The sequence below is a fragment of the Actinoplanes sp. SE50/110 genome, from assembly GCF_900119315.1.
Taxonomy (GTDB): domain Bacteria; phylum Actinomycetota; class Actinomycetes; order Mycobacteriales; family Micromonosporaceae; genus Actinoplanes.
This window is the reverse complement of the sequence record NZ_LT827010.1, coordinates 3,798,926-3,822,836: the sequence shown is the minus strand read 5'-3', so window position 1 is coordinate 3,822,836 and position 23,911 is coordinate 3,798,926. Positions and strand designations below refer to the sequence as shown.

The 23,911-nt window shown below is 68.3% G+C and carries 21 protein-coding genes; 9 read left to right on the top strand and 12 right to left on the bottom strand.

Annotated elements, in window-relative coordinates:
• Positions 1-36: 36 nt before the first annotated feature.
• The gene (locus tag ACSP50_RS16895) at positions 37-447 is read left to right on the top strand and encodes a hypothetical protein (RefSeq protein WP_014690449.1); all 411 of its coding nucleotides are present in this window, start codon (positions 37-39) and stop codon (positions 445-447) included.
• Between the two features lie 177 nt (positions 448-624).
• Here the strand turns inward: ACSP50_RS16895 and ACSP50_RS16890 are convergent, their stop codons facing one another.
• The gene (locus tag ACSP50_RS16890; RefSeq protein WP_014690448.1) at positions 625-1,683 is read right to left on the bottom strand and encodes an aromatic acid exporter family protein; all 1,059 of its coding nucleotides are present in this window, start codon (positions 1,681-1,683) and stop codon (positions 625-627) included.
• 569 nt (positions 1,684-2,252) lie between these two features.
• On the opposite strand from ACSP50_RS16890, the gene ACSP50_RS16885 reads away from it, so the two are divergent.
• A complete protein-coding gene (locus ACSP50_RS16885; RefSeq protein WP_231956950.1) occupies positions 2,253-2,612 on the top strand; it encodes a ribonuclease domain-containing protein in 360 nt (119 codons plus the stop codon).
• 150 nt (positions 2,613-2,762) lie between these two features.
• Here the strand turns inward: ACSP50_RS16885 and ACSP50_RS16880 are convergent, their stop codons facing one another.
• Complete coding sequence (locus ACSP50_RS16880; protein WP_014690446.1) at positions 2,763-3,827, bottom strand: sodium:calcium antiporter; 1,065 nt, start codon at positions 3,825-3,827, stop codon at positions 2,763-2,765.
• Positions 3,824-4,372 (bottom strand): MarR family winged helix-turn-helix transcriptional regulator, encoded by a 549-nt coding sequence (locus ACSP50_RS16875; protein ID WP_014690445.1) that lies wholly within the window; start codon positions 4,370-4,372, stop codon positions 3,824-3,826. Before ACSP50_RS16875 ends, ACSP50_RS16880 begins: the two co-directional genes overlap by 4 nt.
• Before the next feature lie 248 nt (positions 4,373-4,620).
• On the opposite strand from ACSP50_RS16875, the gene ACSP50_RS16870 reads away from it, so the two are divergent.
• Together ACSP50_RS16870 and ACSP50_RS16865 are read left to right on the top strand one after the other, a co-directional pair.
• Positions 4,621-4,965: a response regulator gene (locus ACSP50_RS16870; RefSeq protein WP_231956949.1), complete on the top strand. Its 345-nt coding sequence runs from the start codon at positions 4,621-4,623 to the stop codon at positions 4,963-4,965.
• Positions 4,962-6,419, top strand: coding sequence for an ATPase domain-containing protein (locus tag ACSP50_RS16865; RefSeq protein ID WP_099344099.1), 1,458 nt, complete (start codon positions 4,962-4,964; stop codon positions 6,417-6,419). The genes ACSP50_RS16870 and ACSP50_RS16865 overlap by 4 nt, the downstream gene beginning before the upstream one ends.
• 126 nt (positions 6,420-6,545) lie before the next feature.
• Here the strand turns inward: ACSP50_RS16865 and ACSP50_RS16860 are convergent, their stop codons facing one another.
• The 3 genes from ACSP50_RS16860 to ACSP50_RS16850 all read right to left on the bottom strand — a co-directional run bounded on the left by ACSP50_RS16860 (position 6,546) and on the right by ACSP50_RS16850 (position 9,717).
• Positions 6,546-7,223: a class F sortase gene (locus ACSP50_RS16860; RefSeq protein ID WP_014690442.1), complete on the bottom strand. Its 678-nt coding sequence runs from the start codon at positions 7,221-7,223 to the stop codon at positions 6,546-6,548.
• A gap of 2 nt (positions 7,224-7,225) precedes the next feature.
• Complete coding sequence (locus tag ACSP50_RS16855; protein WP_014690441.1) at positions 7,226-8,005, bottom strand: hypothetical protein; 780 nt, start codon at positions 8,003-8,005, stop codon at positions 7,226-7,228.
• An 83-nt stretch (positions 8,006-8,088) separates the two neighbouring features.
• Positions 8,089-9,717, bottom strand: coding sequence for a serine/threonine-protein kinase (locus tag ACSP50_RS16850; RefSeq protein ID WP_014690440.1), 1,629 nt, complete (start codon positions 9,715-9,717; stop codon positions 8,089-8,091).
• A gap of 226 nt (positions 9,718-9,943) precedes the next feature.
• On the opposite strand from ACSP50_RS16850, the gene ACSP50_RS16845 reads away from it, so the two are divergent.
• The gene (locus tag ACSP50_RS16845) at positions 9,944-10,636 is read left to right on the top strand and encodes a hypothetical protein (RefSeq protein WP_014690439.1); all 693 of its coding nucleotides are present in this window, start codon (positions 9,944-9,946) and stop codon (positions 10,634-10,636) included.
• 59 nt (positions 10,637-10,695) lie between these two features.
• On the opposite strand, the gene ACSP50_RS16840 is transcribed toward ACSP50_RS16845, so the two are convergent.
• Together ACSP50_RS16840 and ACSP50_RS16835 are read right to left on the bottom strand one after the other, a co-directional pair.
• Positions 10,696-12,198 (bottom strand): molybdopterin-dependent oxidoreductase, encoded by a 1,503-nt coding sequence (locus tag ACSP50_RS16840; RefSeq protein WP_014690438.1) that lies wholly within the window; start codon positions 12,196-12,198, stop codon positions 10,696-10,698.
• Positions 12,198-12,842 (bottom strand): fasciclin domain-containing protein, encoded by a 645-nt coding sequence (locus tag ACSP50_RS16835; protein WP_014690437.1) that lies wholly within the window; start codon positions 12,840-12,842, stop codon positions 12,198-12,200. The genes ACSP50_RS16840 and ACSP50_RS16835 overlap by 1 nt, the downstream gene beginning before the upstream one ends.
• A gap of 260 nt (positions 12,843-13,102) precedes the next feature.
• Here ACSP50_RS16835 and ACSP50_RS16830 point away from each other — a divergent pair, with 260 nt between their 5' ends.
• Entirely contained in the window at positions 13,103-13,522 is a 420-nt protein-coding gene (locus tag ACSP50_RS16830; protein WP_155123523.1) for a hypothetical protein, read from the top strand.
• Positions 13,523-13,808: 286 nt separating this feature from the next.
• Here ACSP50_RS16830 and ACSP50_RS16825 read toward each other — a convergent pair whose 3' ends face one another.
• Positions 13,809-15,902 carry an ATP-binding protein gene (locus ACSP50_RS16825; protein WP_014690435.1) on the bottom strand — a complete coding sequence of 698 codons (2,094 nt, stop codon included), beginning with the start codon at positions 15,900-15,902 and terminating at the stop codon, positions 13,809-13,811.
• A gap of 119 nt (positions 15,903-16,021) precedes the next feature.
• Between ACSP50_RS16825 and ACSP50_RS16820 the strand changes: the two genes are divergently transcribed.
• On the top strand, positions 16,022-17,482 hold the full coding sequence (locus tag ACSP50_RS16820) for an ATP-binding protein (protein ID WP_155123522.1): 1,461 nt from the start codon (positions 16,022-16,024) through the stop codon (positions 17,480-17,482).
• 230 nt (positions 17,483-17,712) lie between these two features.
• Here the strand turns inward: ACSP50_RS16820 and ACSP50_RS16815 are convergent, their stop codons facing one another.
• Complete coding sequence (locus ACSP50_RS16815; RefSeq protein WP_043511572.1) at positions 17,713-19,092, bottom strand: M20/M25/M40 family metallo-hydrolase; 1,380 nt, start codon at positions 19,090-19,092, stop codon at positions 17,713-17,715.
• 332 nt (positions 19,093-19,424) lie between these two features.
• Entirely contained in the window at positions 19,425-19,592 is a 168-nt protein-coding gene (locus ACSP50_RS16810) for a hypothetical protein (protein ID WP_014690431.1), read from the bottom strand.
• A 377-nt stretch (positions 19,593-19,969) separates the two neighbouring features.
• On the opposite strand from ACSP50_RS16810, the gene ACSP50_RS16805 reads away from it, so the two are divergent.
• Positions 19,970-20,311: a hypothetical protein gene (locus tag ACSP50_RS16805; protein WP_014690430.1), complete on the top strand. Its 342-nt coding sequence runs from the start codon at positions 19,970-19,972 to the stop codon at positions 20,309-20,311.
• 80 nt (positions 20,312-20,391) lie between these two features.
• On the opposite strand, the gene ACSP50_RS16800 is transcribed toward ACSP50_RS16805, so the two are convergent.
• Positions 20,392-21,387, bottom strand: coding sequence for a hypothetical protein (locus tag ACSP50_RS16800; RefSeq protein WP_155123521.1), 996 nt, complete (start codon positions 21,385-21,387; stop codon positions 20,392-20,394).
• Between the two features lie 602 nt (positions 21,388-21,989).
• Here ACSP50_RS16800 and ACSP50_RS16795 point away from each other — a divergent pair.
• Complete coding sequence (locus tag ACSP50_RS16795; protein WP_172898762.1) at positions 21,990-23,906, top strand: bifunctional diguanylate cyclase/phosphodiesterase; 1,917 nt, start codon at positions 21,990-21,992, stop codon at positions 23,904-23,906.
• Positions 23,907-23,911 lie beyond the last annotated feature (5 nt).

Genomic DNA, 23,911 nt, shown 5'->3' with positions numbered 1-23,911 from the left:
TTTTATACCACCTTCGCCCAGGTCTTCCCTGTTCTCATGCTGGCCATCGTCTGGGAGTCGTCGTTTCTGGACAGGCTGCGCCGGCAACAGCGACTGACCCGGCGCGAGGATCCGCACACCGGTGTACGGTTCTGGACCAAACCTCGCGTCCGTCTCTGGACCATCACCGTCGTATCGACCGCAGTGCTCGAACTCGGACTCATCGCCCTGGTGCTGGCGAATGTGGTACCGGACGCCCTGGCCGCCCGCGTCGTGGTGTTGGTGGGCCTGGCCGTCGTGCTGGCGACGATCCTGACCCGTGCCGTTGTCGACATCATGGGGGCAACCCGACACGCTGCACCGGCTCTCTCCGTGCAGCGCGATACCGCTGGACACGGCCAGGGCATGACGTCCGCGAAAGACGAATCAAGCCGTCGCCGAGATCGCGCTGAGAGGACGTCTGATTAACGCATTCTGGTTGCTATATGGCTTTAGCCGTATCGCCAGGTTGGGGAGATTTCGGCGGTGAGGCGTTCGGCGACGTTGGCGATCACCGCGAGGGTGATCATGCTGGCGGAGTTCTCCGGGCGGCTTCGTAGTCGCGACCGGCATCGAGCCACGTGCCCGACGCGCAAGAGTGTCAGATCAGGGCGCGGTGAGTCCGACGGCCTCGTCGACGCGATCGAGGATCTCGTCGTCGTGGCCGACCCCGCGCAGCAGGTCGATCGCGGTGGCCCGGATCTGGCCGATGATCATGGTCAGCGGCAGGGCCGGCTCGGACTCCAGGAGTTTGGCGGCGATCCGTACCGCCTCCAGCGCGGTGTGATCCGCACGGCTGGCGTGCTGCTGCGGATCGTCGGTGCCGGTCAGGTCGGTGGCCAGGGCCTCCCCCGCGGCCCGGATGGCGGCGGCCAGTGCCCCGAACGCCCGGCTGAGCTCGGTTGGCGCCGGGACGTCCAGCCGGATCAGCGTGACGGCGTTGCGCGCCAGAACCCAGATGTTGTCCACGACGCGGTCCAGTTCCGCGGCGGTCGCCTCCACCTGTCCTACCTGGTGCACATACCGGCGCCGGCCCACCCGCAGCTTCACCGCCTCCGCCGCGGCCAGCACCTCGATCCCCAACCGCTCCACTCTGGTGCGGGCCGCCCGGGCCCGACGCAAGGCGTCGTCCGCGGCGGCACGGTCGCCCTCGCGCAGCGCCGCATCGACGGTTTCGAGGAGATCGGCCAGGCCGGTGAAGGTCTGCTGGGCCTCGCGCACCAACGGAGCGAGGGGATTGCGAGCGACGGCCAGTTGGCTGACCGCCAGGGCGAGCGTGCCACCGATCAGCGCGTCGAGGCAGCGCCACTGCATCACGTCGATGCGGGGTTCGGCCACCGCGACCAGGTAGATCGCCGAGATGGCCGCCTGCATGATCAGGGTGGTGCTGGCCCCCAGGGCGATCATCGGACCGACCGTCAGCAGGAGAACGACGGCGATCGTGGCCGTTCCCGGCCCGAGGACCTGGACACTCAGATCGGCGACCAGCACTCCGGCGGCGACGCCGAGCACGATCTCGATGCTTTGGCGCAGCCGGCGCCCGCGGGCCTCGGCGAGCACGACCAGTGCGGCCGACGGCGCGAAGACCGGCGTGGGATGGCCGACGAGATGCCCGGCGACGAACCAGGCCAGCGTGGCGGCCAGGACCGCCTCGCCCGCCGGCACCGCTGCTTGCCTGAGCCGCTTCGTTGCCGAGCGGCTTCGCCGGTGGATCGCGGTGCGGAGAGAGTGGATCGCTGACAGAACTATCCTCCTGGAGAGCTGCTTACCCGGCATCGGTACGAAGTCACGCAGGTACCCGGGCGCAGCACATCTGTAACGAAACAAATCCGACAGGGCCGTTACCGCTTCCCCCGTCCGTGGTGGGAAGCCAGCCTGCTGACCAGCCCGGATCCACTGGCAGTCGGTGCGCTTCGGGAAGTGGTCCCCGAAGGGTGGTTCGCGCTCGTGCAGCATCGCTTCGGCTTGGATCATCGGGACGCGTGCAGGGCCCAGCCGGCCGCGATGATCCGTCTGGCCTGTGGGCGGGCACATGCGGCTGGCCGAAGGCCGCTGCGCTACCGGGACGTCGAGGGCTGGACTGGCGGTTGTCGCCGGCGAGACGCTTCGTGGTCGCCGATGTGCCCAACGATCAGAGGAGCCCGACCGCAACCCGACCATGGAGGAGGATGATCGTGGCCGCAGCCTCTCGTCATTCCCGTCGCACTCGACTGGCCCTTGTCCCCCTTGCCGCATTGGCAGCCGCGACAGCAGCGGCGACGCTGGCCCCTACCCCCGCGGCCGCGGCCGTCAAGAACTCCTGCACGATCAGCGGCTGCACGGCCGCCGAAAACGCCTACGAGGGCTGGTCGGAGCTTGGCTGGCCGATCAGTCGGGGCTGGTACTCATGGTCAAGCGGAAAGTGCAGCTACGCCGGCGGGGAGTACTACAACAACAACGGGCAGTTGCCGTACGGTGACACCTTCTGGGAATACGACGTCTACCCGCGCAACTGCGGGGCGCACCGCGACGCGTACCGGATCGTGGTCGACGGCGACACCGGGCAGGCCTGGTACTCCCCCGACCACTACAGCGACTTCCACGAATTCCGGTAGCAGCCCGCGGCCGTCGGCAACCGGAGATTGTTACGACATCCAGTTGCCGACGGCCGGCTTCCCACCATCGATGCGCGAAGCCCTTGGTCGGTCGACGCCGATTTGAACAGGCCTTCAGCTTCCGGGGCGCGTGGGCGGCTCGCCGGCGTATCAGCCGGTGATGAACGCCAGCCCGGCGATGCCGAGGGCGTACAGGATCAGGACGGTGAGGGAGTCGGCGCCCATGCGCAGTCGTTGGCGCTGGGGCCGGAAGACCAGGCCGACCATGTACACGACGGTGAGCAGGCCGCCGAGGGCGGTCAGGTAGATGTCGCTGTGATGGGCGCGCGGCAGTACGGCCTGGCCGGACAGCACGGTGGCGAGCAGGAACAGCACGGGCAGGAACGCGTTGCCGCCGAAGATGTCACTGATGGCGAGCTGGTAGTCGCCCATCCGGGTCGAGGTGAGCCCGGTGGACACCTCGGGCAGAGCGGTGGCGGCGGCCAGGACGGTGGCGCCGAACAGGACGCCGGACATGCCGAGGCGGCCGAACAGTTCTTCGCCGCTGCGTTCGATGAACACACCGGCAACCAGGGTGATCGCCGCCGCGATGCCGAAAACCGTCGCGGCGCGGCCGGTACTGACGCCCTTGGCGCTGGCCTGGTTCTCCTTGGTGGTTTTGGAGTGGCCTTGAGGGCCTTCCTGGGTGTCGGGTGCGTCGCCGCCCTCGTGCCAGGGCAGCCCCTTGCCTGCGCGGCGCAGCAACAGCAGTCCGAATCCCCACAGGACGGCGATGAGGACGGCACCGGGGGTGAGCCGGAACGCGATCAACGAGGGCGGCAACTGGGTGGACATGACCACGACCAGCAGCAGCGCCACCACCAGGGCGCCTTCCAGCAGCAGGGTCAGGGAGGCGGCGAGGTAGGTCAGCGGTTTGCGGGGCCGGACGCCGGCGGCGTCCAGGATGACCAGCACGACGGTCTGCAGGGCGATGCCGCCGAGGATGTTGCCGACGGCGACGTCGAGTTGGTGCGAGAGGGCGGCGCTGGCGGTGATCGCGAGTTCCGGCAGGTTGGTCGCGATCGCGAGGAGGATGACTCCGCCGAGTGCGGTGCCCAGGTGCAGGCGTTCGGACAGTACGTCGGTGGCGTTGGACAGTTTGATCCCGGAGACCCAGATCGCCGCGGCGCAGGCCACGAAGATCAGCAGGAGCAGCCAGGAGTTGAGTGAGTTCACTTCACGGTTCCTCGGGTGGGTGGGACAGGGGCTGCGGGGCTCGGTCGGTCGGGGGCGGTGTCGGTGCCCCAGCCCAGTGACCAGTTCTGGTCCGGGACTTCGCCGGCCGCTGCGGCGAACCCGAGCAGCGCTGCGACCAGGTCTTTGCGGTTTCGCAGGGGCATGTTCTGCAGGATGGCGCTGATCTGGGCGCGGCGGGCCGCGGTGACCTGCCGGACCAGTTCCTGGCCGGCCTCGGTCAGCGACACGCACACGGCGCGGCGGTCTTGCGGTGAGGGCTTGCGCCGGATCAGACCGTGGCGTTGCAGCCGGTCGCATTGCCGGGTCGCGGTGGAACTGTTCACCCCCAGCAGGGCGGCCAGGTCGGCCATGCGCTGCGGGCCGTGCGCGGCGAGCAACACCAGGGCGCGGTGCTGCGGCAGCGTGACCTCCCCGTCACCGGCGTTCAAGGACCGCACCGCCACCCCGACCAGGGCTCGGCTGGCGGTCAGGAACGCCTCGACCAGGTCGGCGTCCACCTCATCCGATCGCGAGCGTCCCTCCACAGAAAGCTCATGCCCTGTGCATACATGTCGTATGCACGGTTACTGCAGCAATATTCAACCGCCACCTCGATAAAGCCAGCGGCGCCACAGCAACGCTGCGCGTAGGTGAGCCCGACTCAGATCCTGAGGGTTGTCGGCGAATCCACCGAAACTGCGGGTTTTCCGGTGTATCAGCCGATACGTTCTCCGCAGGGACGGTGCTTCACCGCCACCTCGCCGAGCGGACAGGTTCGATGGGTAAGGTCCTCGTGGTCGACGACGAGCCGGATCTACGGTTTCTGCATCGACGGATCCTGAGCCGGGCCGGCCACGAGGTGACCGAGGCGGGTGACGGTGCGTCCGCGCTGGAGGCCGTTCGGACATCCCCACCCGATCTGGTGGTCACCGACATGATGATGCCGGTGATGGGCGGGGTCGAGTTCATTCGTCGCTTGCGGGCTGATCCGGCGACGGCGACGATCCCCGTCCTGGCAGTCAGCGGCGACTGGCAGCTGGCAACCGAAGCCGACGCCGCACTGGCCAAACCATGCCACAGCCAGGACCTGCTCGCAGCAGCCGAGGACCTGCTACGGAAAGGATGTGGTGGGAGGTGACGCGCCTGTCGACCGGACAAGCGGACCTGGACCTGGTGCTCGGTGGCGGCTTCGAACGCGGATCGATGGTCGTCCTGTCCGGGCCACCGGGAGCGGGCAAGACCATCCTGGCGCAGCAGATCTGCTTCGCCGCCGCCAACGCCGATCACAAGGCCGTCTACTACACGACGTGGTCGGAACCGCACTCCAAACTCGTCGAGCATCTGCGCGAGTTCACGTTCTTCGCCCCGGAACGGCTGGGTCCGCAGGTGGAGTACGTGCATCTGGGGAACCTGCTGCGCGACAGCGCCGGCAACGACCTCAGCCCCATGATCGACGAGGTGATCCGCAAAGCCTTCGACGACCGGCCCGCGGTGGTGGCCATCGACAGCACCAAGATGCTGCGCGACTTCGTCTCCGAACACGACATGCGGATGTCGCTCTACGACCTGGGCAGCAAGGTCGCACACAGCGGAGCAGTGCTATTGCTGCTGGGCGAGTACACCTCCGAGGAGGAACAGACCGGCGCCGAGTTCACCCTGGCCGACGCGATCATGCAACTGTCCTATCGCCCCCGCGAACCGGTCGACCGGCGCGGGCTACGGGTGGTCAAGATGCGCGGCACCGGCCATCTGCAAGGCACCCACACCGTGCACATCACCCGTGACGGACTGCGGGTGTATCCGAGGATCGAGTCGATGCTGCCCGAGGAGGTCGCACCGCAGCAGGAACGGATATCGACCGGGATCAGCGGCCTCGACGCACTCCTGGGCGGCGGAGTACCGCGTGGTGACGCCACTCTGGTGTTCGGACCTTCGGGTGTCGGCAAGACGATCGGCTCGTTGCACTTCGTCGCCGACGGACTGGCCCGCGACGAACGGTGCCTCTACATCAGCTTCCAGGACACTGCTGAAGAATTGATCGGCATCGCCGACCGGCTCGGGTGGGACTTCACCGCTGCGCGTGAGGCAGGAAAGCTGACGATCTCGCACGTACCGGTCGGCAACCTCGACCTGGACGGACTCTCCTCGGTCGCCCGTCACCAGCTGGCCGAGGCCGGCACCACCCGGATCGTGATCGACAGCCTGGCCGAGATGGCCTTCACCGCGCGCGAGGCCGAACGGTTCCCCGCGTACCTTCGCAGCCTCCTCGGCCTCATCCGCACCGCCGGAGCCTCGCTCTGGGTCACCAGTGAAACCCGAACCATCGGCCCCATGGAGGAACCCCTGGCCGGCCTCATGTTCCTGTTCCACAACGTGATCCAGATCCGCTACATCGAGCTCTGCTCCGAGATCGGCCGCGCGGTCAACATCCTCAAGATGCGCAACAGCGGCCATGACAGCGCTCTCCACACCTACCACGTCACCGACACCGGGGCCGCCGTCGGCGACAAGATCGAAAACGTCACCGGTCTGCTCGGCTGGAGCGCCCTGCGCCACTGCCCGCCCACGTCGCCCAGGGACGACGGGAACTGAGATGCAGTGGATCCCCGGCGACTGCCCACGCAGGGTCAGGCAGGCTTTGCCGACCTCGGCGTGATCGTCACCGCCGCCGCGTTCCACCTCCGCTACGACGCGGTGCGCCACCTCGGCGCCGACCGGCTATCCGGCCGGATGAGCCATGGTGAGGTCGGCGTAGACGACGATGTTGTCCTCGTAGTGCCCGGCGGTGCTGTCGAAGTCGCCGCCGCAGGTGATCAGGCGCAGGCCGGCGCGGTTGATCGCGCCGTACACCGCATCGGTAGGAAATTCGGCTTTGGCGTAACGCTCGACCTTGACAACGGCGAACATCGCCACGCTGCCGTCTTCGCGGTCGACGTCGATGGAGTCGCCGGGCTTGAGGTCGGTAAGCCGGTGGAAAGTGCCGGGCTGTTTCCGGTAGTCGACGTGACCGGCGAGCACGGCCGGGCCGAGTGAGCCCGGGGTGGGCGCCCCGGTGTACCAGCCGACGGTTCTGGCGTCGGTGGGCACCTGCATGGTGCCGTCGGCCTGCCGACCGAGGCCGGTCAGCGGCACGTCGACGTCGAGGGCGGGGATGACCACCCGGGTCGGTTTCGACGTGCTCATCAGCGGACCGCTGGTCAGCTCACCATTGCCGGCAGCCGGGAGCGCGGTCTCGGGAGCTGACGCGGCGGCGGCGAGGGGAATCCGGCGCGGTTGGTCCTGACCGCCTTTGACCAGAGCCGTAACGCCGGTGAGGCTGAGGACCAGGACAGCCGCTGAGAGTGCGTAGCGCCCCCAGCGGTTCCCGGCCGGCTTCGGGGTTCCGGTGTCCGTCATGATCAGCTCAGGCGGCGGCGGGCGACGAGGGCGCCGGCGGCGCCGAACAGGGCGATGCCGCCGAGCGCGTACAGCGGGATGGAGTCATGGCGGGTGCTGCCGTCACCGGTGGCGACGCCGCCGACCGGAACCGAGCCGACCGCCGCGCCGGAGACCATGCCGCACACGGCGGGGTCGGTCGCCTCTTCCGGGATGCCGCTGAGACCGGCCGACTTGGCGAGCGTGGATTCACCGAGGCCGTCCATGTCGTACTTGCCGTTCCTGTTCGCGTCGATCCCGTGCTCGACGACGTGGAGGTCTTTGAGGTGTTCGATCGTGCCCGCAGGCAGGTCAGCGGCCGGGATCGTGCGGTCGTAGGACAGGTTGCCCTTGGCGTCGGCGACCGGCATCCGATCGACGGCCAGGCCGCTCTTGGGGCTGGTGTCCCCCTTGGTGGTCAGCGAGATGAAGATGTTGCCGTAGTCCGGCATGCCCTCCTCGGTGCTGACATAGCCGTTGCCGTCGGAGTCGGCGGACATGTCCGGGCAGTGGAAGTCCATGCCCTCGGTGGAGCCGTGCAGGTGCTGCGCGTGCGGCGAGTTCGGGACCAGACCGATCGACCGGATGCTGATCTTCAGGTCGCCGTCGGCCATGGCGGTCAGGATGGCGGTGCCGGAGGCGCCGGAGTGGTTCAGGGGATCGAGCTTGACGTGGACGCTCTCATCGGCGAAAGCGGCGCTCGGGACGGCGAGGAGGACCACTGCCGCTGCGGGCACAGCGAGCAGGGCGCGGGGAAGTTTCACAAGGGCTCCTTGCCGAGGGGAACGTGCACATTCAGTCACGATCGATTCGGAGCCGAGAATCGCTCGGATGGGTCTGGTGAAGATCAGTGGCGTGGGCCGGGGATCGTCCAGGTGACTGCCGGTCGCGCCGAGTCGCGGAAGCCGTCAGTGAGGGTGCGCAGGATGGATCGGTCAAGATCCCAGTCGGCGTCCCGGGTGGTCCAGGTCAGCGCGTACGAACGGTCGTCGCCGGCGGCCAGCAGCATCCGATAGGTGTGCAGGCGCGGACCGGTCGCCGGCTGCCAGGAATACTCCCAGTCGGCGCCTCCCCCAGTGATCAGAAGCGGTCCCATGCTGACTCTGCGATACCCGGGCGGGGCTTTGCGCTCCGCGTCTTGCCATCGTTGCAGCGGTCGGCCGTTGAGCGGGCCGGCGGACTGCACGGTGAACGACCGGTCACCATCGGCATCCCTGAAGCACACGTCACCGCCGGCGGCACCGCGATGCCAGCCGCGCGGCACCGCGAGAGCGAAGCCATCGGCGTCGACGTGCCAGAGCCAACCGTCCGGCAGCGAGACCGGCGCGTCCTCGCCGGAACCCGTCACCGGAGACGACTGCGCTGTGGAGCAGGCGTCCATCGGGCTGGCGACGGCGGCTGCCGCGGGCGGGGTCCCGGTGCCACCGCCGTAGATCCGGACCGCCACGGCGGCCACCAGAATCACGGCGGCCGTGGCGATGCCGGCGACGAGCAGACCCCGCCAGCGGGCCGGCGCCGGCTTCGCCACAGGTTCCGCGATCAGGGCGGCGACTGCCGGCGCGGCGGCCGCGCGGAATCGGACGTCGCTGTCGGCCGGGCGGCGCGGTGCCGGCACGGCGTGGACACCGACGGCCCGGCGGGTCAGGTCCCGCAAAGCCGGGCGGGCGTCGCCTGCGGTCAGCCGTCGCTTCGGATCGGCGGTGAGCAGGCCGGCGATGACGGTGTGCAGGGGCCCCGGGTGCTGCGGCGGATCAGGAGGTTGGTGGAGCAGGGCCGCCAGCGACTCGGCGACCTGCGGCCGGGCGTACGGCGCTCGGCCCTCCACCGCCATGTACAGGGTGGCGCCCAGCGACCACAGGTCCGCCTCCCGGCTGGAGACACCGTCGCGTAGCCGTTCCGGGGCGATGTAGTGCGGCGAGCCCAGCAGCGGCTCGGCCCGACCGGCCGGGACGGCGACGATGGTGGCCAGGCCGAAGTCGGTGAGCACGACGCGGCCGTCCTCGGCGATCAGCACGTTGTGCGGTTTGACGTCGAGATGCAGCACGCCGGCGCGGTGCGCGGCGTCCAGCGCGTCCAACAGGGTCGCCCCGATCCGCGCCGCGTGCCGGTGGGTCAGCGGGCCGTCGCGGGTCACGATGTCGTGCAGTGAGCGGGACGGCACGTATTCCATGACGATCCAGGACCGGCCGGCCGCGCGGACCACGTCGAAGACCCGAATGACGTTGGGATGATCGAGACGGGCAGCGGCCCGTGCCTCGCGGACGGTGTTGCGCAGGATCTCGGTCCGATCCATGTACGGCAGGGCGGCCGGCGCCAAGACCTCCTTGACCGCAACCTCTCGGTCCAGCAGGTCGTCGTGGGCCCGCCACACCCGTCCCATTCCCCCCGACCCGGCCAGGGCGAGAAGGCGGTACCGGTCGGCCACCACCAGGTCGCCGGCCTGCTGCCCGGCAGCGCCGTCCTCTTCCGGTCCCACGCCGTCACCATCTCCCTGCACACGCATCCGATACGCAGGGATTCGGCGCCGACCGGTCGAGGGATTGGTCGCGAGCTCACACTCCGGCTTCTTTCCGCCTGACGATGCGGTATCTCACCCAGTCGGATGATATGTACCTTTCACGGCGATCTGCGGGCTTAACGGCTTCGAACCCCTGCGACAGAGCCACCACTGAGGATGGCTCGTGCATCGAGGGGGATTCCTCATGTTCGACATCAATCGTCGCCGATCCGGGCGGGCTGGACGGGCACGGCGCTGGGCTGTTCCCGTCGCCGCTGCCGCGGTGATCCTGGCTGCCGGAGGCGGTCTCGTCGCCAAGGCCGCCAGCGCCGCCGAGGCCGGCGGGCGCGGGCCGGACGAGTTCGGCATGACCATGGGCAGCCACGCCGGCCACTCGTCGGGCTTCACCTACCACCACGGCTTCTACTGCGACACCCACATCGCCGCGGCCTCGACCACCGGCTGCGAGGCCGGCGTCGCGGCCGAGGTGGCGCCGGCCAGGCACTTCGATCCGCTGTTCATCACGGTGCCGCTGGGCTTCACCGTCAAGGGGCTGGACTGCCCGGACAAGCTCACCTGTGTCGATCACCCGATGAGCCTGGACATGACCCGGCTGGCGCCGGCGCTCGATCCGGTCTACAAGGCGACTCCGGAGAAGCTGATGCCGGCGTTGAGAGACTTCACCACGCCGGGCCATGACCACTTCATCGGCACCAGGAACGGCGGCAAGGCCGAGTGGTGGGACGTCCGCGTGGTCGGCGTGACCGACCCCGCCACCTACCGCGCCATCCGGAAGCACCAGAGCTGGACCTACCTCGACGGCCAGATCAAGGCGAAGAACAAGCACTTGGTCGGCCCGATCCCGACCAACATGTTCCTGTTCTTCGCCGCCCACTGACCGTTGCCCCACCGTGCGCCGGGGCTTCAGCCCCGGCGCACCACCGGTCAGGAATCAGATCAGCTCACGGTGACGCTGATGGTGTGCCAGCCGGTCGCGCCGTCCGGAAACGGCGTAGCCCGATCCTGCGGTTGCACCGCGCCCTTGCTGTCGGTGGCGCGCACCGCGAGCGAGTGCGGTCCCGGGGTCGCCTTCCAGGTGAACCGCCACTGCACCCACGTGTCGATCGAGGCGGTCGGGAGCAGTTCGGCGGGCTGCCAGGGGCCTCCGTCGACGCTGACCTCGACGGCGGCGATACCGCGGCGCTGCGCCCAGGCGACGCCGGCCACGGTGACCGGCCCGGCCGTCATCCGCGCGAACGGCTTCGGCTTGTCGATCCGCGACGCCGTCTTCACGGTGCCCTGCACGCCCCAGCCGCGTTTGACCCAGTACGCGTCGAACCGATCGAAAGTGGTCAGCTCGATCTCGGTCACCCACTTGCAGGCGCCCGCGTAGCCGTACAGCCCGGGGGTAAGCATCCGTACCGGGAAGCCGTGTTCGAGCGGCAGCGGTTCCCCGTTCATGCCGACGGCGAGCATGGTGTCGCGCCCGTCCAGGGCCGTGGCCACCGGTGTGCCGATCGTCATCCCCTCGTCGGAGCGGGCCACGATCTGGTCCGCGCCGCTCTGCACGCCGGCTTCGCGCAGCAGGGCCGCAAGCGGCACGCCGAGCCACCGGGCGGTCCCGATGTAGGGCCCGCCGACCTCGTTGGACACGCAGTTGAGGGTGATGTCGCGCTCGATCAGCGGCCGTCGCAGCAACTCGGCGAAGGACATCTCGATCTCCCGGTCGACCATCCCGTGGATCCGCAGCGACCACGTCGACGGGTCGATGCGCGGCACGGTCAGTGCGGTGTCGACGCGGTAGAACGCGGTGTTCCCCGTCGTGAAGTCGCGGCCGATCCCACCCGGCAGCGGCTTCGCCGGGTCGGCCGCGGCGGGAAGCCGAAGGGCCTCCCGGGACTGCCCGGCCGCATTCTGCCGCTGACCGGAAACGGCCAGAGCGGAGCCCTCCACGACGCTGGCACCCGCCGCAAGCAGCGACAGGCGAAGAACCAACCGACGATCGACACCATTTTCCCGTACGCCGGTGTCCACCGGCCGTGGCTTGCGCAGGAGCCACCACAGCAGCACGCCGGCCACCGCCGCCCCGACGACCGCCGGGACCGCGTCCGGCAGGGTCGCTGTCGGCCGGGACAGTGCCGCGGCCGCCCCGACCGCGCCGAGCAGAGCGGTGCCGACCGGGATCGCGGCCCGCCACCTCGTCGCCGCGATGCCGGTGGCCAGCGCCAGGCCGGCCAGGACGACGCCGATCACGGCAAGCAGCACCGGCTTGTCGTTGGTGCCCAGTTCCCGTACGGCGAATTCTTTCCATGGCGTGGGCGTCGCGTCGATGACCGCTCCACCGACCGCGACCAACGGCCCGGCCCCGGGCCGGGTCGCGGCCGCCAGAAGTTCCGCGACCGCGACCCCGGAGCCCGCCGCGACGATCCCGCTGATCGCGCCGAGCAGGGTGCGCCGCATCAGCTCTTCGGCATCAGGACGGAGTCGACGATGTAGACGTTGGCGTTGGCCGTCTGCACGTTGCCGCAGATCACCGACGCCTTACCGGTGCCGACGGTGAAGCTCTCGCCGCTGCCCGCGACGGTCAGGTCCTGTCCCTGCAGCGTCTTGTGGGGGCCGGCGAGGTCGGCCGGGGTGAGCTTGCCGCTCACGACGTGGTAGGTGAGGATGCTGGTCAGCGTCTTCTTGTCGGCGAGGACCTTGTCCAGGGTCGCCTTCGGAATCTTGGCGAAGGCGTCGTTGGTCGGCGCGAAGACGGTGATGCCGTCGGCCGAGTTCAGCGAGTCCACCAGGCCGGCTTTCTTCACCGCGGCGACCAGGGTCGACAGCAGCGGGTTGCCGGAGGCCGCGGTGGCCACCGGCACCTTGCCCATCGCCTCGAAGCTGCCCGCGTTCGCCGGGTCGGTCGGCACCGCCGCGCAGCCCGGACCGAAGTTAACCATGCTGGTCCCCATGCTCGGGGCCACGCTGGTCGGCGCGGTGGTCGCCATCGGCGCCGCCGCTGCGGTGTCTCCGCTGCTGTCATCGGAGTTACTGCCGCACGCGGCCAGGGAGATCGCGAAGACCGTCGTGGCGGCCAGGGCAGTGAACTTCGTTGCGCGCATGATGCGTTCCTCTCATTTCGGGACCTACACCCCTGATTCGGAGCGAACCGCGCGCCGGATTGGTGGAATCTCAAATTGTTTTCACGCCGGCCACCTGCAGCGTCGGCGCGGGCGCGATATGCCCCAATGGGGCGACACGTAGCGACACTGCGCAGCGCTCCACCCGTCTGCCTCGTTGGACAAAACGGACAAATCGCCCTTACAGCGAAAGCAGGCTAAAGATGAAGAAATCTCTTCGCGTAGCTACCACGCTGGGCGCCATGGCGCTCGGTCTGGGCGTCACCGCTTCTCCCGCGTTGGCTGGTAAGCCGGGCACGCCCGACCACGCCCCTTGCCGCCAAAGCGCCATGAACGGCTACGGCACCAAGCATCACCACAAGCACCCGACCACCAACGGTGGCGCAGCCGCCGCGAACAACAACACCGGCTACGGCGCGGGCAGCAAGCACCACCACAAGCACCCGACCACCAACGGCGGCGCAGCCGCCGCGAACAACAACACCGGCTACGGCACCGGCAGCAAGCACCACACGACGGGCAGTGGCGCAGCCGCCGCGAACAACAACACCGGCTACGGCACCGGCAGCAAGCACCACCACAAGCACCCGGCCACCAACGGCGGCGCAGCCGCCGCGAACAACAGCACCGGCGGTTACACCGGCGGGCACGCGGCCGGCTAGCACCCGCAGTACGGCCCCGCCAGCGAGCCGTTGTCGCAAGAACCGGACGAACGTCCTCGGGAACCACCGCTTGATCAAACCGAACCTCGTTCGGCTGCGCTCAAGCGGTGTTTCACGGGCCAGTGCAAACGCTCCGATGCCATGTACCGTCCCCGGCGCCAGATTGGGCCCGGCGCCGGGGCAGGAGCAGCTGCGAAGCACACCTCAATGTCGGATGCCCCTGGCGCTGCGCTCTTAACTACCGCTGCCGAAGCCCCGCACCGTCTGTTGAGACTCTGTACGGGCGTCAGGCGGTAAGAGAGTCGTTCGGTGCCGGTTGGTGGGTAGGTAGCCGGATGGTGAAGGTGGTGGCGGCTTCGTCGGGTTCGCTGACGGCGATGGTGCCACCGTGTTCTTCAACGATGGTGCGGGCGATGGTGAGGCCGAGGCCGGTGCCGGGCACACCACCGTTGCGGGCGCTCTCGCCGCGAAAGAACGTATCGAACAGCCGGCCACGTTCCTCGACGGTCAGCGGCCTGCCGGTGTTCGACACCGATACCGCGATGGCGCGCGGGTCAGCACGCAGGTTGATGCCTATGGCGCTGCCCCGGGGTGCCCAGGTCAGCGCGTTGGACAACAACTCGTCAACCACTTGACGCAGCCGGGCGGGATCACCGTGCAGCGGCGCCTGCGGCGGGGTGTTGACCTCGATCGTGATCTGAGCGCCGGTGCGGGCATCGTCGGCCGCTTCGTGCACGATGGTGGCCAGGTCCATGGGTTGCCGGTGCAGGTCGACATGCCCGGAACGCATACCGGCCACGTCGAGCAGTTTCGTCACGATGGCGCGCAGGCTCGCGGTATTGCGCTGCATGACCTTCAGCATGGACTGCCGCTCGTCGACGGACAGGTCCGGTTCGTCGATCATCACGTCGGTATATGCCTGCAGGCTCGTCAACGGGGTGCGTAGTTCATGGCCGACCAGGGCGATGTACTCGTCGCGGCTGCGATCCAGCTCCTCGGTCAGGCGTTCGGCGCGGCGTCGGGAGAGGAATTCTCCGATGTGCGCCCCGATACCGGTCATCATGGCGGTACGGGTATCGTCCGGGGTCTCGGGGACGTCGCTGTAGCAGACCAACACGCCGAGGATGACGGATCCGCTGGGGATGGGGATGGCCAGGGCGGCGCGCAACGGCCCCCAGTCAGTGGCCTGCTGGGCGGCGTCGGGGTCGGTGGGCAGGTTCGCCGCCCAGATCGGGTCCGACGTCTGCCACGCGCGGCCCGGTACACCCTGGCCGTATGACAATGGGTCCGGCAATCGGCAGGGCAGGTCGTAGCCGGGTTCGGCCCAACAGGTGGTGCGGTACAGCACCCGGGCGACATCGTCGACGGTCCAGAATTCCACCGCCGCCCACCCGGCCATCCGGCTGATGAGCTGCACCATCTCGGCGAAGATTTCATCCGGCGGGGCGGGCTTGGAGGTCAGCCGGGAGAGCTCCAGCTCGCACTCCTTGAAGCGGGCGGCGCGGCGGTGCAGCGTAATCTCGTGCAACGCCACTACCGCCGCTAGCCGCGGATGACCGGCGACCGGGCGGCCGTTGGCCCGGAAGTACCGGCGTGGCGCTTCGGGGACTCGCACTACGATCTCCGCGTCACGTACCCGTTCCCCGCGCAGGGCGCGCATCAGCGGAATGTCATCACCGCTCATCCGATGTCCGTCGGGGTGAAACACGTGTTGGTACTCGGCCCACCGCTGGACCGGCACCTGATCCAGCAGGGCGCCGAAAAGCTGGCGGGCCGCTTCGTTGCGTAGCACAGTTCGGCCTTCAGCGTCGCAGCCGACCACGGCGGTGTCCAAGCTGTCGAGCAGGGCGTGCAGGCTTTCGTTCTGTTCCTCCAGTTCCCGCCGGGCGAAGACTTCCGTGGCCATCTGCTCGGTACGGATCCGCAGTTGCTCGGTGAGCTCCGCCAGCGCGGCCGGATCGTTGTGACGAGCCTGCATGAACGCGGTGACGTCCTCGGTACGGTGAATGATCCAGCGCAGTTCGCCGTCCGGACCGAACACCGGCGCGTTGGCGGGCGCCCAGTAGCGGGTGTCGAAACCACCCCACGGGCGAGGGATGTCGTACCTCTGGATCGCCATGACGTCGGTGGTGCACTGACTCAGGACCCGCTGCAACGACGCGCCCCACATCGTCACGCCGCTTGCCGCCGCGTCCTCGGGATTGTCGGGAAACGCCTCGAACACCGGCCGGCCGACCAGCTCGGTACGGCTGCGCATGGTGGCCGTCAGGTACGCCTGATTCGCCTCGACGATCATCAAGTCGGTGTCCAGCACCAGCAACGGTGTGGGTACGGCCCGGAACAGCGCCTCCCAGCTCACTTCGTTCACCGGCTCAGCCACGTCGCCCCCTCCCGCAGCCCTCTAGGACAGAGTACGCAAAACGGGCGACAGGTGTCGACGTATACCGACCTTGCTCACCGCCTCCGACCGCAATCCGCACCGGAGTTGCCATACGTCGCGTGATCGATTCTGGCCAAAGCGGTGATCCCGCCCCCACCCTCACCACACTCGGCAAGATCGGCTGCGGCCCTGCCCGGGGCTACCACCTCGCCCAGCAGGCTGTCACAGCGGCACAAGGGCTGAACACGGATGTCTTTGAAAACCCGTTTTCGGGGGATGCAGATCAGCGTCACTTGTCCACTGGCCCAGGCGCGATGATGACTGGGGATGTTGCTGACCTGGCGGGAGGCCGCGTCATGATTCCGGTACGGGCGATAGCCGACCAAGCACAGACCGCGGCGTTGGCGCGTTACCACCTCTTCGACGGTCCGCCGGAGCCCGACTTACAGACGGTTGTGGAGTTGGCTGCCCAGCTGTGCCAGGTCCCGATCTCGGTGCTGTTCGTCATCGACGCCGACAGTCAGCACCAGGTCGCCGCCGTCGGCATCGACACGGAAGTGTGCCGGCGCGAAGACTCCATGTGCTCGGTCGCGATGGCCGCTCCTGACCCGATGTTCATCGAAGATGCACGCACCGACCCGCGCTTCGTAGCCAACCCCTTCGTAACTGGCAGATTTCAGCGGTTTCGCTTCTACGGCTCCACCCAGCTCCGCCCCCCGGAGGGGTTTGTGCTGGGCACCCTCTGCGTGTTCGATGAAGTCCCCCGCGTGCTCGATGAACAGCAACGACAAGGCCTGGACCGGCTCGCTCGGATGGCCATCGATGTGCTCGAACTACGCAGACACGGGTTTCTCGTCGCGGACCTGCTCCGCCGGCAACAACAAATCCAAGCCGCGCTGGAGGGCACCAACGAAACGCTGCGGCACTTCGCTGCCCAACTTGCACATGACCTGCGCAACCCGTTGACCGGTATCAGTGCCTACGCCGCCGAACTGCACCTCATGCCTACCGTCAACGCCGACGCCGACGCCTCCTTGTGCACCGACCGCATCTCCGCCGCCGCGCTGCGGATGGGCACTCTCATCGACGACGTGCTCGCCCACGCCACGACCGACCACGCCCGCCACGCCGTCGAGGTGAACCTCACCGAGATCACCAACGAGGTGCTCGATGACCTTGCCGTACAGATCAGCGAAGCGAACGCCGACGTAACCGTGAACGACCTTCCCACCGTGATCGGCGACCGCACCCAATGGCACATCCTGCTGCAGAACCTCGTCAGCAACGCCGTCAAATACCGCCACGCCGAGCGGGCCTGCCACATCGCCATCACCGCCGCCGACGACCCTGCCGGGTATCGCGTCTGCGTCACTGACAACGGCATCGGTATCCCCGCCAGTCAACGTGAACAGGCCGCTCAACCCTTCACCCGTCTCAGCCCCGGCCACAGCACCGGTCACGGGATCGGTTTGTCGACCTGCGCCCGTATCGTGCACACCCACGGCGGCAGGCTCGACATCAGCGACACCCCCGGCGGCGGCACCACCGTCTGTATCACCATGCCCACAGACAACCGTTGACTGTCCGAGATGTTGGCCGGGCCCTCGCAGCCGGTAGGGGTGTGGCCGGACATAACCCGAAACAGCTCGGGATGGCCACGGCCCACTTCCAGCCGGAACTCGTACAGCCCGGTCTCCTGGTCTCGGCCGATCGCATCGGTATCGGACATGATCCGCACCTCGGCTCTCGGTAAGGGCCTCCGGGTGGGCTGCGGTCGCCGCGTTAGAGCGGGCTACGGCGGGGTACAGGGTCAAGCTGATGGCAGTCGGTCCCAGAACGCTGCCAGGGTAGCCGCGCCGGAGAGCAGCACATCGATCGAGACGCGCTCGTTGCTGTCGTGCCAGCGATCCTCCGGTAGCCCGGTGCCGAAGTACACCACCGGCGCACCGACGCTCTGCGTGAGCCATACCGCCGGACCGCCACCGGCGTTGCCCATCCGGCCCGCCGGACGCCCGAATCCCTCCTGCATGGCCTCCGCCAGCGCGGCCACCGCCGGCAGATCGTCCGGTGTGCGGTAGGGATCCTGTGCGGTCTCCGGGGACACGGTCAGCCGATGGTCGAACCGCTCGCTCACAGTATCGGCGACCCACCGTCGCAACTGCTCGGCGATCTCGGCACCGGTCTGGTCACAGACGTACCGGATGCTCAGATCAGCGGTGGCCAGCGACGGCACCGCCGCCCGCGACGGCCCGATCGGATCACCACTGATCATGCTGGTCACCTCGATCGCCGGCCGCGTCCACAGACGTTCCAGCACCGTGTACCCGGCCTCACCACCCACGCTGCGCGTCAGGGACCGCTTCAGCCAGTCGGCGTCGCTGTACGGCAACGCGGCCAGCTCGTCGCGAAACCGCTGCGACGGCTCCACCACACTGTCGTAGAAGCCGGGCACCGTGATCCGGCCCTTGTCGTCGTGCAGTTGGGCGAGCAGCCGGCTCATCTCCAGGACCGGGTTGGGCGCCGGCCCGGACACCGCTCCGCTATGCACGTCCTGCAACGGCCCCATGATCTCGAGCTTCGCCAGCATCGTGCCGCGCATGCTCACGCACACGGCCGGATGATCCGACCGCCACAGCAGCGTGTCGGAGAAGACGATCAGATCGGCGCCGACCCGGTCGCCGTTATCCTGCAGAAGCTGCCTCAGATGCGCTGACCCGGTCTCCTCCTCACCCTCCACCAACAGCTTCAGATTCACGGCGGGATGGTCGCGGCCGGTCGCGGCCAGGTGGGCACGGACACCCCACAGGTGCGCAAGAGCCTGGCCCTTGGCGTCCGACGCGCCACGCCCGTAGAGGTACCCGTCACGGACCTTCGGGTCGAACGGCGCGGTCTCGTCCCACTCCTCGTCCTTCGCGGCACGTACGTCATGGTGGCTGTAGATCAGAACCGTGGGAGCGCCCGGCTCCGCGCACCACTGCGCGTACACCGCCGGACCGCCCTCGGTGTCCCACACCTCCACCGACGGAAAACCCGTCTCACGCAACGCCGCCGCCAGCCAATTCGCCGACCGCTGCAAATCCACCGCATGCTCCGGAACCCCGGCGACCGACGGAATCCGCACCCACTCCGCCAGTTCGGCAACCACGGCGTCCCGATGCTGCGCCAGAAAACCCCGCACATTCGTGCTCACTGGGTGATGCCCCCATCTGCCCGCCCGGGCCACTGCGCCTACCGGCCACGATTCGCCTGCCGTCCATGCCGGACTACCCCCGAACAGAGCCCCTATGCACAACGGGGACGCTCATCAGAACCCCGCCTGGCCGGGCCGCCGTCCGGCACATCACCTGGCCAAGCAGTCCTACCGCCGACAACCTGAGACAACCACCGCCAATTTCCGCACCCCGCCAACAAGCGCGAGCTCGCCACCGCTGCCAGCCGCTCCACCGAAGGCACCCGGCAGGTAGCCGACGCGGTCACCGCACTCGCGCGGATCGCCACCCACCTGAGCGACCTGACGAGCGTTTACGACGCAGTGGAGGTCACCCGCATCGGCGCCTCCTCGTACGCATCGCCGGCTACCCGCCCGTACGCCCGCCCAGCCAGCGTGCCGGCGCGGATGCGGGCGACCAGGTGCGGTGCGTCGACCGCCCGCCAGCGTTGCTGTGCGGCCTCGATCAGCTTGAACGCCATTGCCCAAACACACCGGCCATCTGGGCCAGCGCCGCAGCCGGGCTGGTCGCCGTCGCCATTCAGCGCTCGATCATGAGCCGGCACCGTCCTGGCACCTGACCGGTGCCTTCCCGGTGGTGAGGCACAGCCTCGATTACCAACAAAGTACCTAACAGACCGGAATGAATCCAAGCAGGAGCGGGCTTTCAGCGGCAACGGATTACACCCGCAGCGAGTCGCAGCCCGCAAAGGGATAAAACACACCGCAGGATGGGTAGTGGGATGTCCGAGTAGCACAGGCACGGCGGCGGTGGTCGCGAGCGCCGTGATGATCCGACCGCGCGTCAGCGGGGGCCGGCAAGGTCACCCCGACTGACCACGAGAACTGGAGCAGGCTGATGAAGGTATTCAAGCTGGCCGTCGGATTCGCCGCCGGGTACGTCCTCGGCACCCGCGCGGGCCGCGAGAAGTTCGAACAGATCGCCGCGGCGACCCGCAAGGCGAGCAACCACCCAGCGGTGATTCAGGCGCAGGACAAGGCGAAGGCGATGCTGGCCACCGGCCGAGATTCCATCATGGCGAAGCTCCCGCACGACGACACGGCCACGGCGAGCACGCCGTCGACGACCTACCCGACGCAGACGACCGCGACCACCGCTGCTGTCGGCACGCCGAGCCGGCCACGCCCCTCGAAGGCGGCCCACACCCCGTCGCCCGTCGGCGGTGACCCGCTGCCGTAGTTCGCGTGTTCGTGACGGGGTGGGCGCCGATCGGCGCCCACCCCGCATGGTCGGCATCGTGATGACGAACCGGCATGGGGTCAACCCGATTGCCGCCAGCTGAATGGCTCGGTATCGGCGGTGGCGAGGGGCGGCTCATCGTCGCTGACCACGAGACTCGATGTGACGACGAACGGCCCCTTCGCCGTTCCCGGCATAGGCAGCCAGAAGGTGAAGCTCGCGGTGTCATGGTCGCTGGTGGCCTTGAGTGCCGGCTCGAGCAATCTGTTGCTCCAGCCGACGGACAGCTTTTCCTGTGGGTTCCGGCTGGACATGGACCAATACAGGCGCACGATGACGCCGCGTAGGCTGTAGAGGCTGATGGTCGCGCGGACCTCCACGCCGATCTCGTCTTCTTGTGTGGCGGACCGGTTCGGGGTGCGGGCGGGTTTCTGTTTCCTCACGCGCGTTTGGCCTGAACGATGCAGGGGTTCAACCGCGTCGAGTTGTCGCCGGTATGCCTCCCGCGCTGACAGCCGTTCAGGACCCTTCTCCCCCGGCCGCGCGGGTACCCATTCCACGCCTCCGGGCGGCACGGTCGGTTGCGCCGGGGACGTCCGCGTCGGGCCGGGGAAAGTGCTTGCGCGGTCGTCCGGCCTGGGGCTCGGCGACCGGGTCGCCTCGCCGGGGACGGTACTCGTGTCATCGACGCGTCCGGGGTCCGAAGACGGCGACGGCGATGTCGTGGCGGCATCCGGAGATTCGGTGAACGCCGCCTCCATCATCAACGCGGCGGGCAACTGCCGCAGACCGAAGGCTCCGGCGTGCGGGAGCACGATGAGAGGACGGTAGTCGCGTTTCAGCATTTCCCTGGTGACCTGCAGGTGCAACTCCGCAGCGTGTTCCTTGGCATCGGGAAAGACGACGGCCACGACGGCGGCGACGGCGCCGACGAGAGCACCCGCGCCGAGCACTGCGGCATACGCCCTTTTCGGCCAGCGCCAGCGGTCCGGTGCGGGAGAGGGCGTCGACAACTTCGGCACCGCGGCTCGACCTCGGGCCGGCGCAAAGGTGGTCTCGGAGTCAGAGGTGGTCATCGCAGTTGGCCCGTCAGCTGGCAAGCTACCGAATTAGGATGAAAGCATAATAAATCTCACATCATGGCAGGTCTGACGATCGGCTGAATCCGACCAGCTCACGCAAGAGGCGGACCAGAGCCGACACGTCACTCAGGAAGGGCGCCTCTTCATCCATCTGATACGCAACTGGCCATCTCCGTGGGTCCGGACACCGTTTCAACGGCTGTTTCGACACCGCATGATCAGCGGTAGATCGCGTATCCGTGAGTTTCGGCACCACTGTTGTGACAGCTAAATCTCCCGGTGGGCCGCCGAGAACGCGCTCGTCGATGACCCGGCACACGCGGCTCACCTACTGCGGGCTCTGCGTCCGGCAGGTGCGGACGACCAGGCGCGGCACCTGGCCGGCCGCGTCGTCGCCAGAGTCCAGGCGCAGCTCGAACGGGTCGCCCGATCTGGACCCCGAGGTCACCTTACCCAGGCATGCGGTGCGGATGGCAGGTCGTCGGCACCAGGCGGAGCAATCGGCTGATGGCGCTACGCCGGGTAGGGGATGCTGGAGGCATCTGCGGTTCGGAGTGCGCACGGGTCCGAGCCATGTCGTCCTGAAGCCGGAGGCTGTGGCGGTGCGCCTGTCTCGTCGTCGCGCCGATGCTTTGTTGGAGCGTCGCCTCGAGGATCACATGGTCACGGACCACCTTCTGGTTCTCGTGTTCACGGTGATGATCTTGGTGGCTGCCACATCGATGGCACTTCATCCGGACGCCGGCCGGTTGAACCGCCTCATCGAATCTGTGGCTCTGGGGGCCAGGACGCTGGCCGTGATCTGGCTTGTCGCGACCCGAGGCCGGGCACGGCATCCGTGGACCATAGCGACGCTGCTGCTCGTGGACATCACTCTGCTCGCGGCCGTGTTCGCGACGATCCCGATTCCGTACGCCCGGGAGCCGTTCGTCCTGCACTCTGTGATGCGGTTGCCGCTGGTCTGTGCCGCTCTGCGACGGCGGCAGATGATGGTGGTGCTGCCCGCTCTGCTGGCCGGGCCAAGCGTCATTCTGGGCTGGCAGATGTTCACGCTGGGCCGGAACGGCATCACCATGCCGCTGCTGTGGCTGGTGACGGTCGGGGTGACCGGCTACTGCATGCGGCGGCTGGCTCAGCACCTCGCCACCGCGCGAGCCGAGGCGCTGGAGCTGGCCGCACGCCGGCAGCACGATGCCCTGCATGACTCGCTGACAGGTCTGCCCAATCGCTTCCTCTACGCTGACCAGCTGGCCGAAGCAGTCACTGCCGCGGCTCCGGACGGCCCGGACGTGGCGGTGGTGCTCATCGACCTGGACCGCTTCAAGATGGTCAATGACAGTCATGGTCACCAGTTCGGTGACGAAGTGCTCGTCGCCGTCAGCCGGCGGCTGCGTCACAGCCTGCGCTCCGGGGACACCCTGGCCCGCCTGGGCGGGGACGAGTTCGCCGTAATCCTCCGGGACATCCACGAGCCGGCCGATGCCTTGGCCGCCGCCGCCCACCTGGGTGCCGCGCTCCGGGACCCGCTGCACCCCGGCGGCGCCGGCGCGTCCCCCGGGACCGGGCCGGGGATGTACGTCACGGCCAGCATGGGCATCGCTTTCGCCCGCCGGCACAGAGACGACCTCGGAGCGGTGCTGCGCGAGGCCGACATCGCCATGTACCAGGCCAAGGCGCGGGGTCAAGCGTCGGTGGAAATCTTCGACGAGACGATGGGCCGGGTCGCTCATCGTCGCCTGGACCTGGAGAACCAGCTGCGCCACGACGTCGAAACCGGCTCGGACACCCTGTCGGTGGCGTTTCAGCCGATCGTGGAACCAGCCGGCGGGCGCATCGTGGGTATGGAGGCTTTGGCGAGATGGAGTTCTCCCCGGTACGGGGCGGTACCCCCGGACGAGTTCATCGCCATCGCGGAAGAGTGTGACATCATCCACGACCTGGGGCGCCGGGTACTGCGCACCGCCCTCGACCACACCCTTTGGTGGTGCACACTGCAGCCCACTCTGGAGATCTCGGTCAACGTCTCGCCCGTACAGCTGCACCGCCCCGAGTTCGCGGACGAGGTGCGGGCGCTGCTGCGACAGACCCGCGTACCGGCGGAGCAAGTGTGCCTGGAGATCACCGAAGGGGTGCTGCTCGACCCCTACGGAGCGAGCGACGCGAACCTGCGTGCCCTGCACGAAGCCGGTCTCAAACTGGCTGTCGACGACTTCGGCAGCGGCTACTCGTCGCTGGCCCAGTTACGCCGATTCCCGGTCGACAAGCTGAAGGCGGACAGGTCCTTCATCGACGACGCCCCGCTCCTGCAAGCCGTCGCCGACCTGGCCCTCGCCTTGAACGCCCAGGCCCTCGCCGAAGGTGTTGAAACGCCCGAGCAGCGCCGGCGCCTCGTCGAACTCGGTTATGCGCAGGCTCAAGGCTACTTCTTCGCCCGTCCACAACCGCCGGCCGCCGTCACCGAACTGCTGCGCTCCCAGCAGAACCAGCAGCAAGGTTCGTCTGGCCGTACCTGACGACA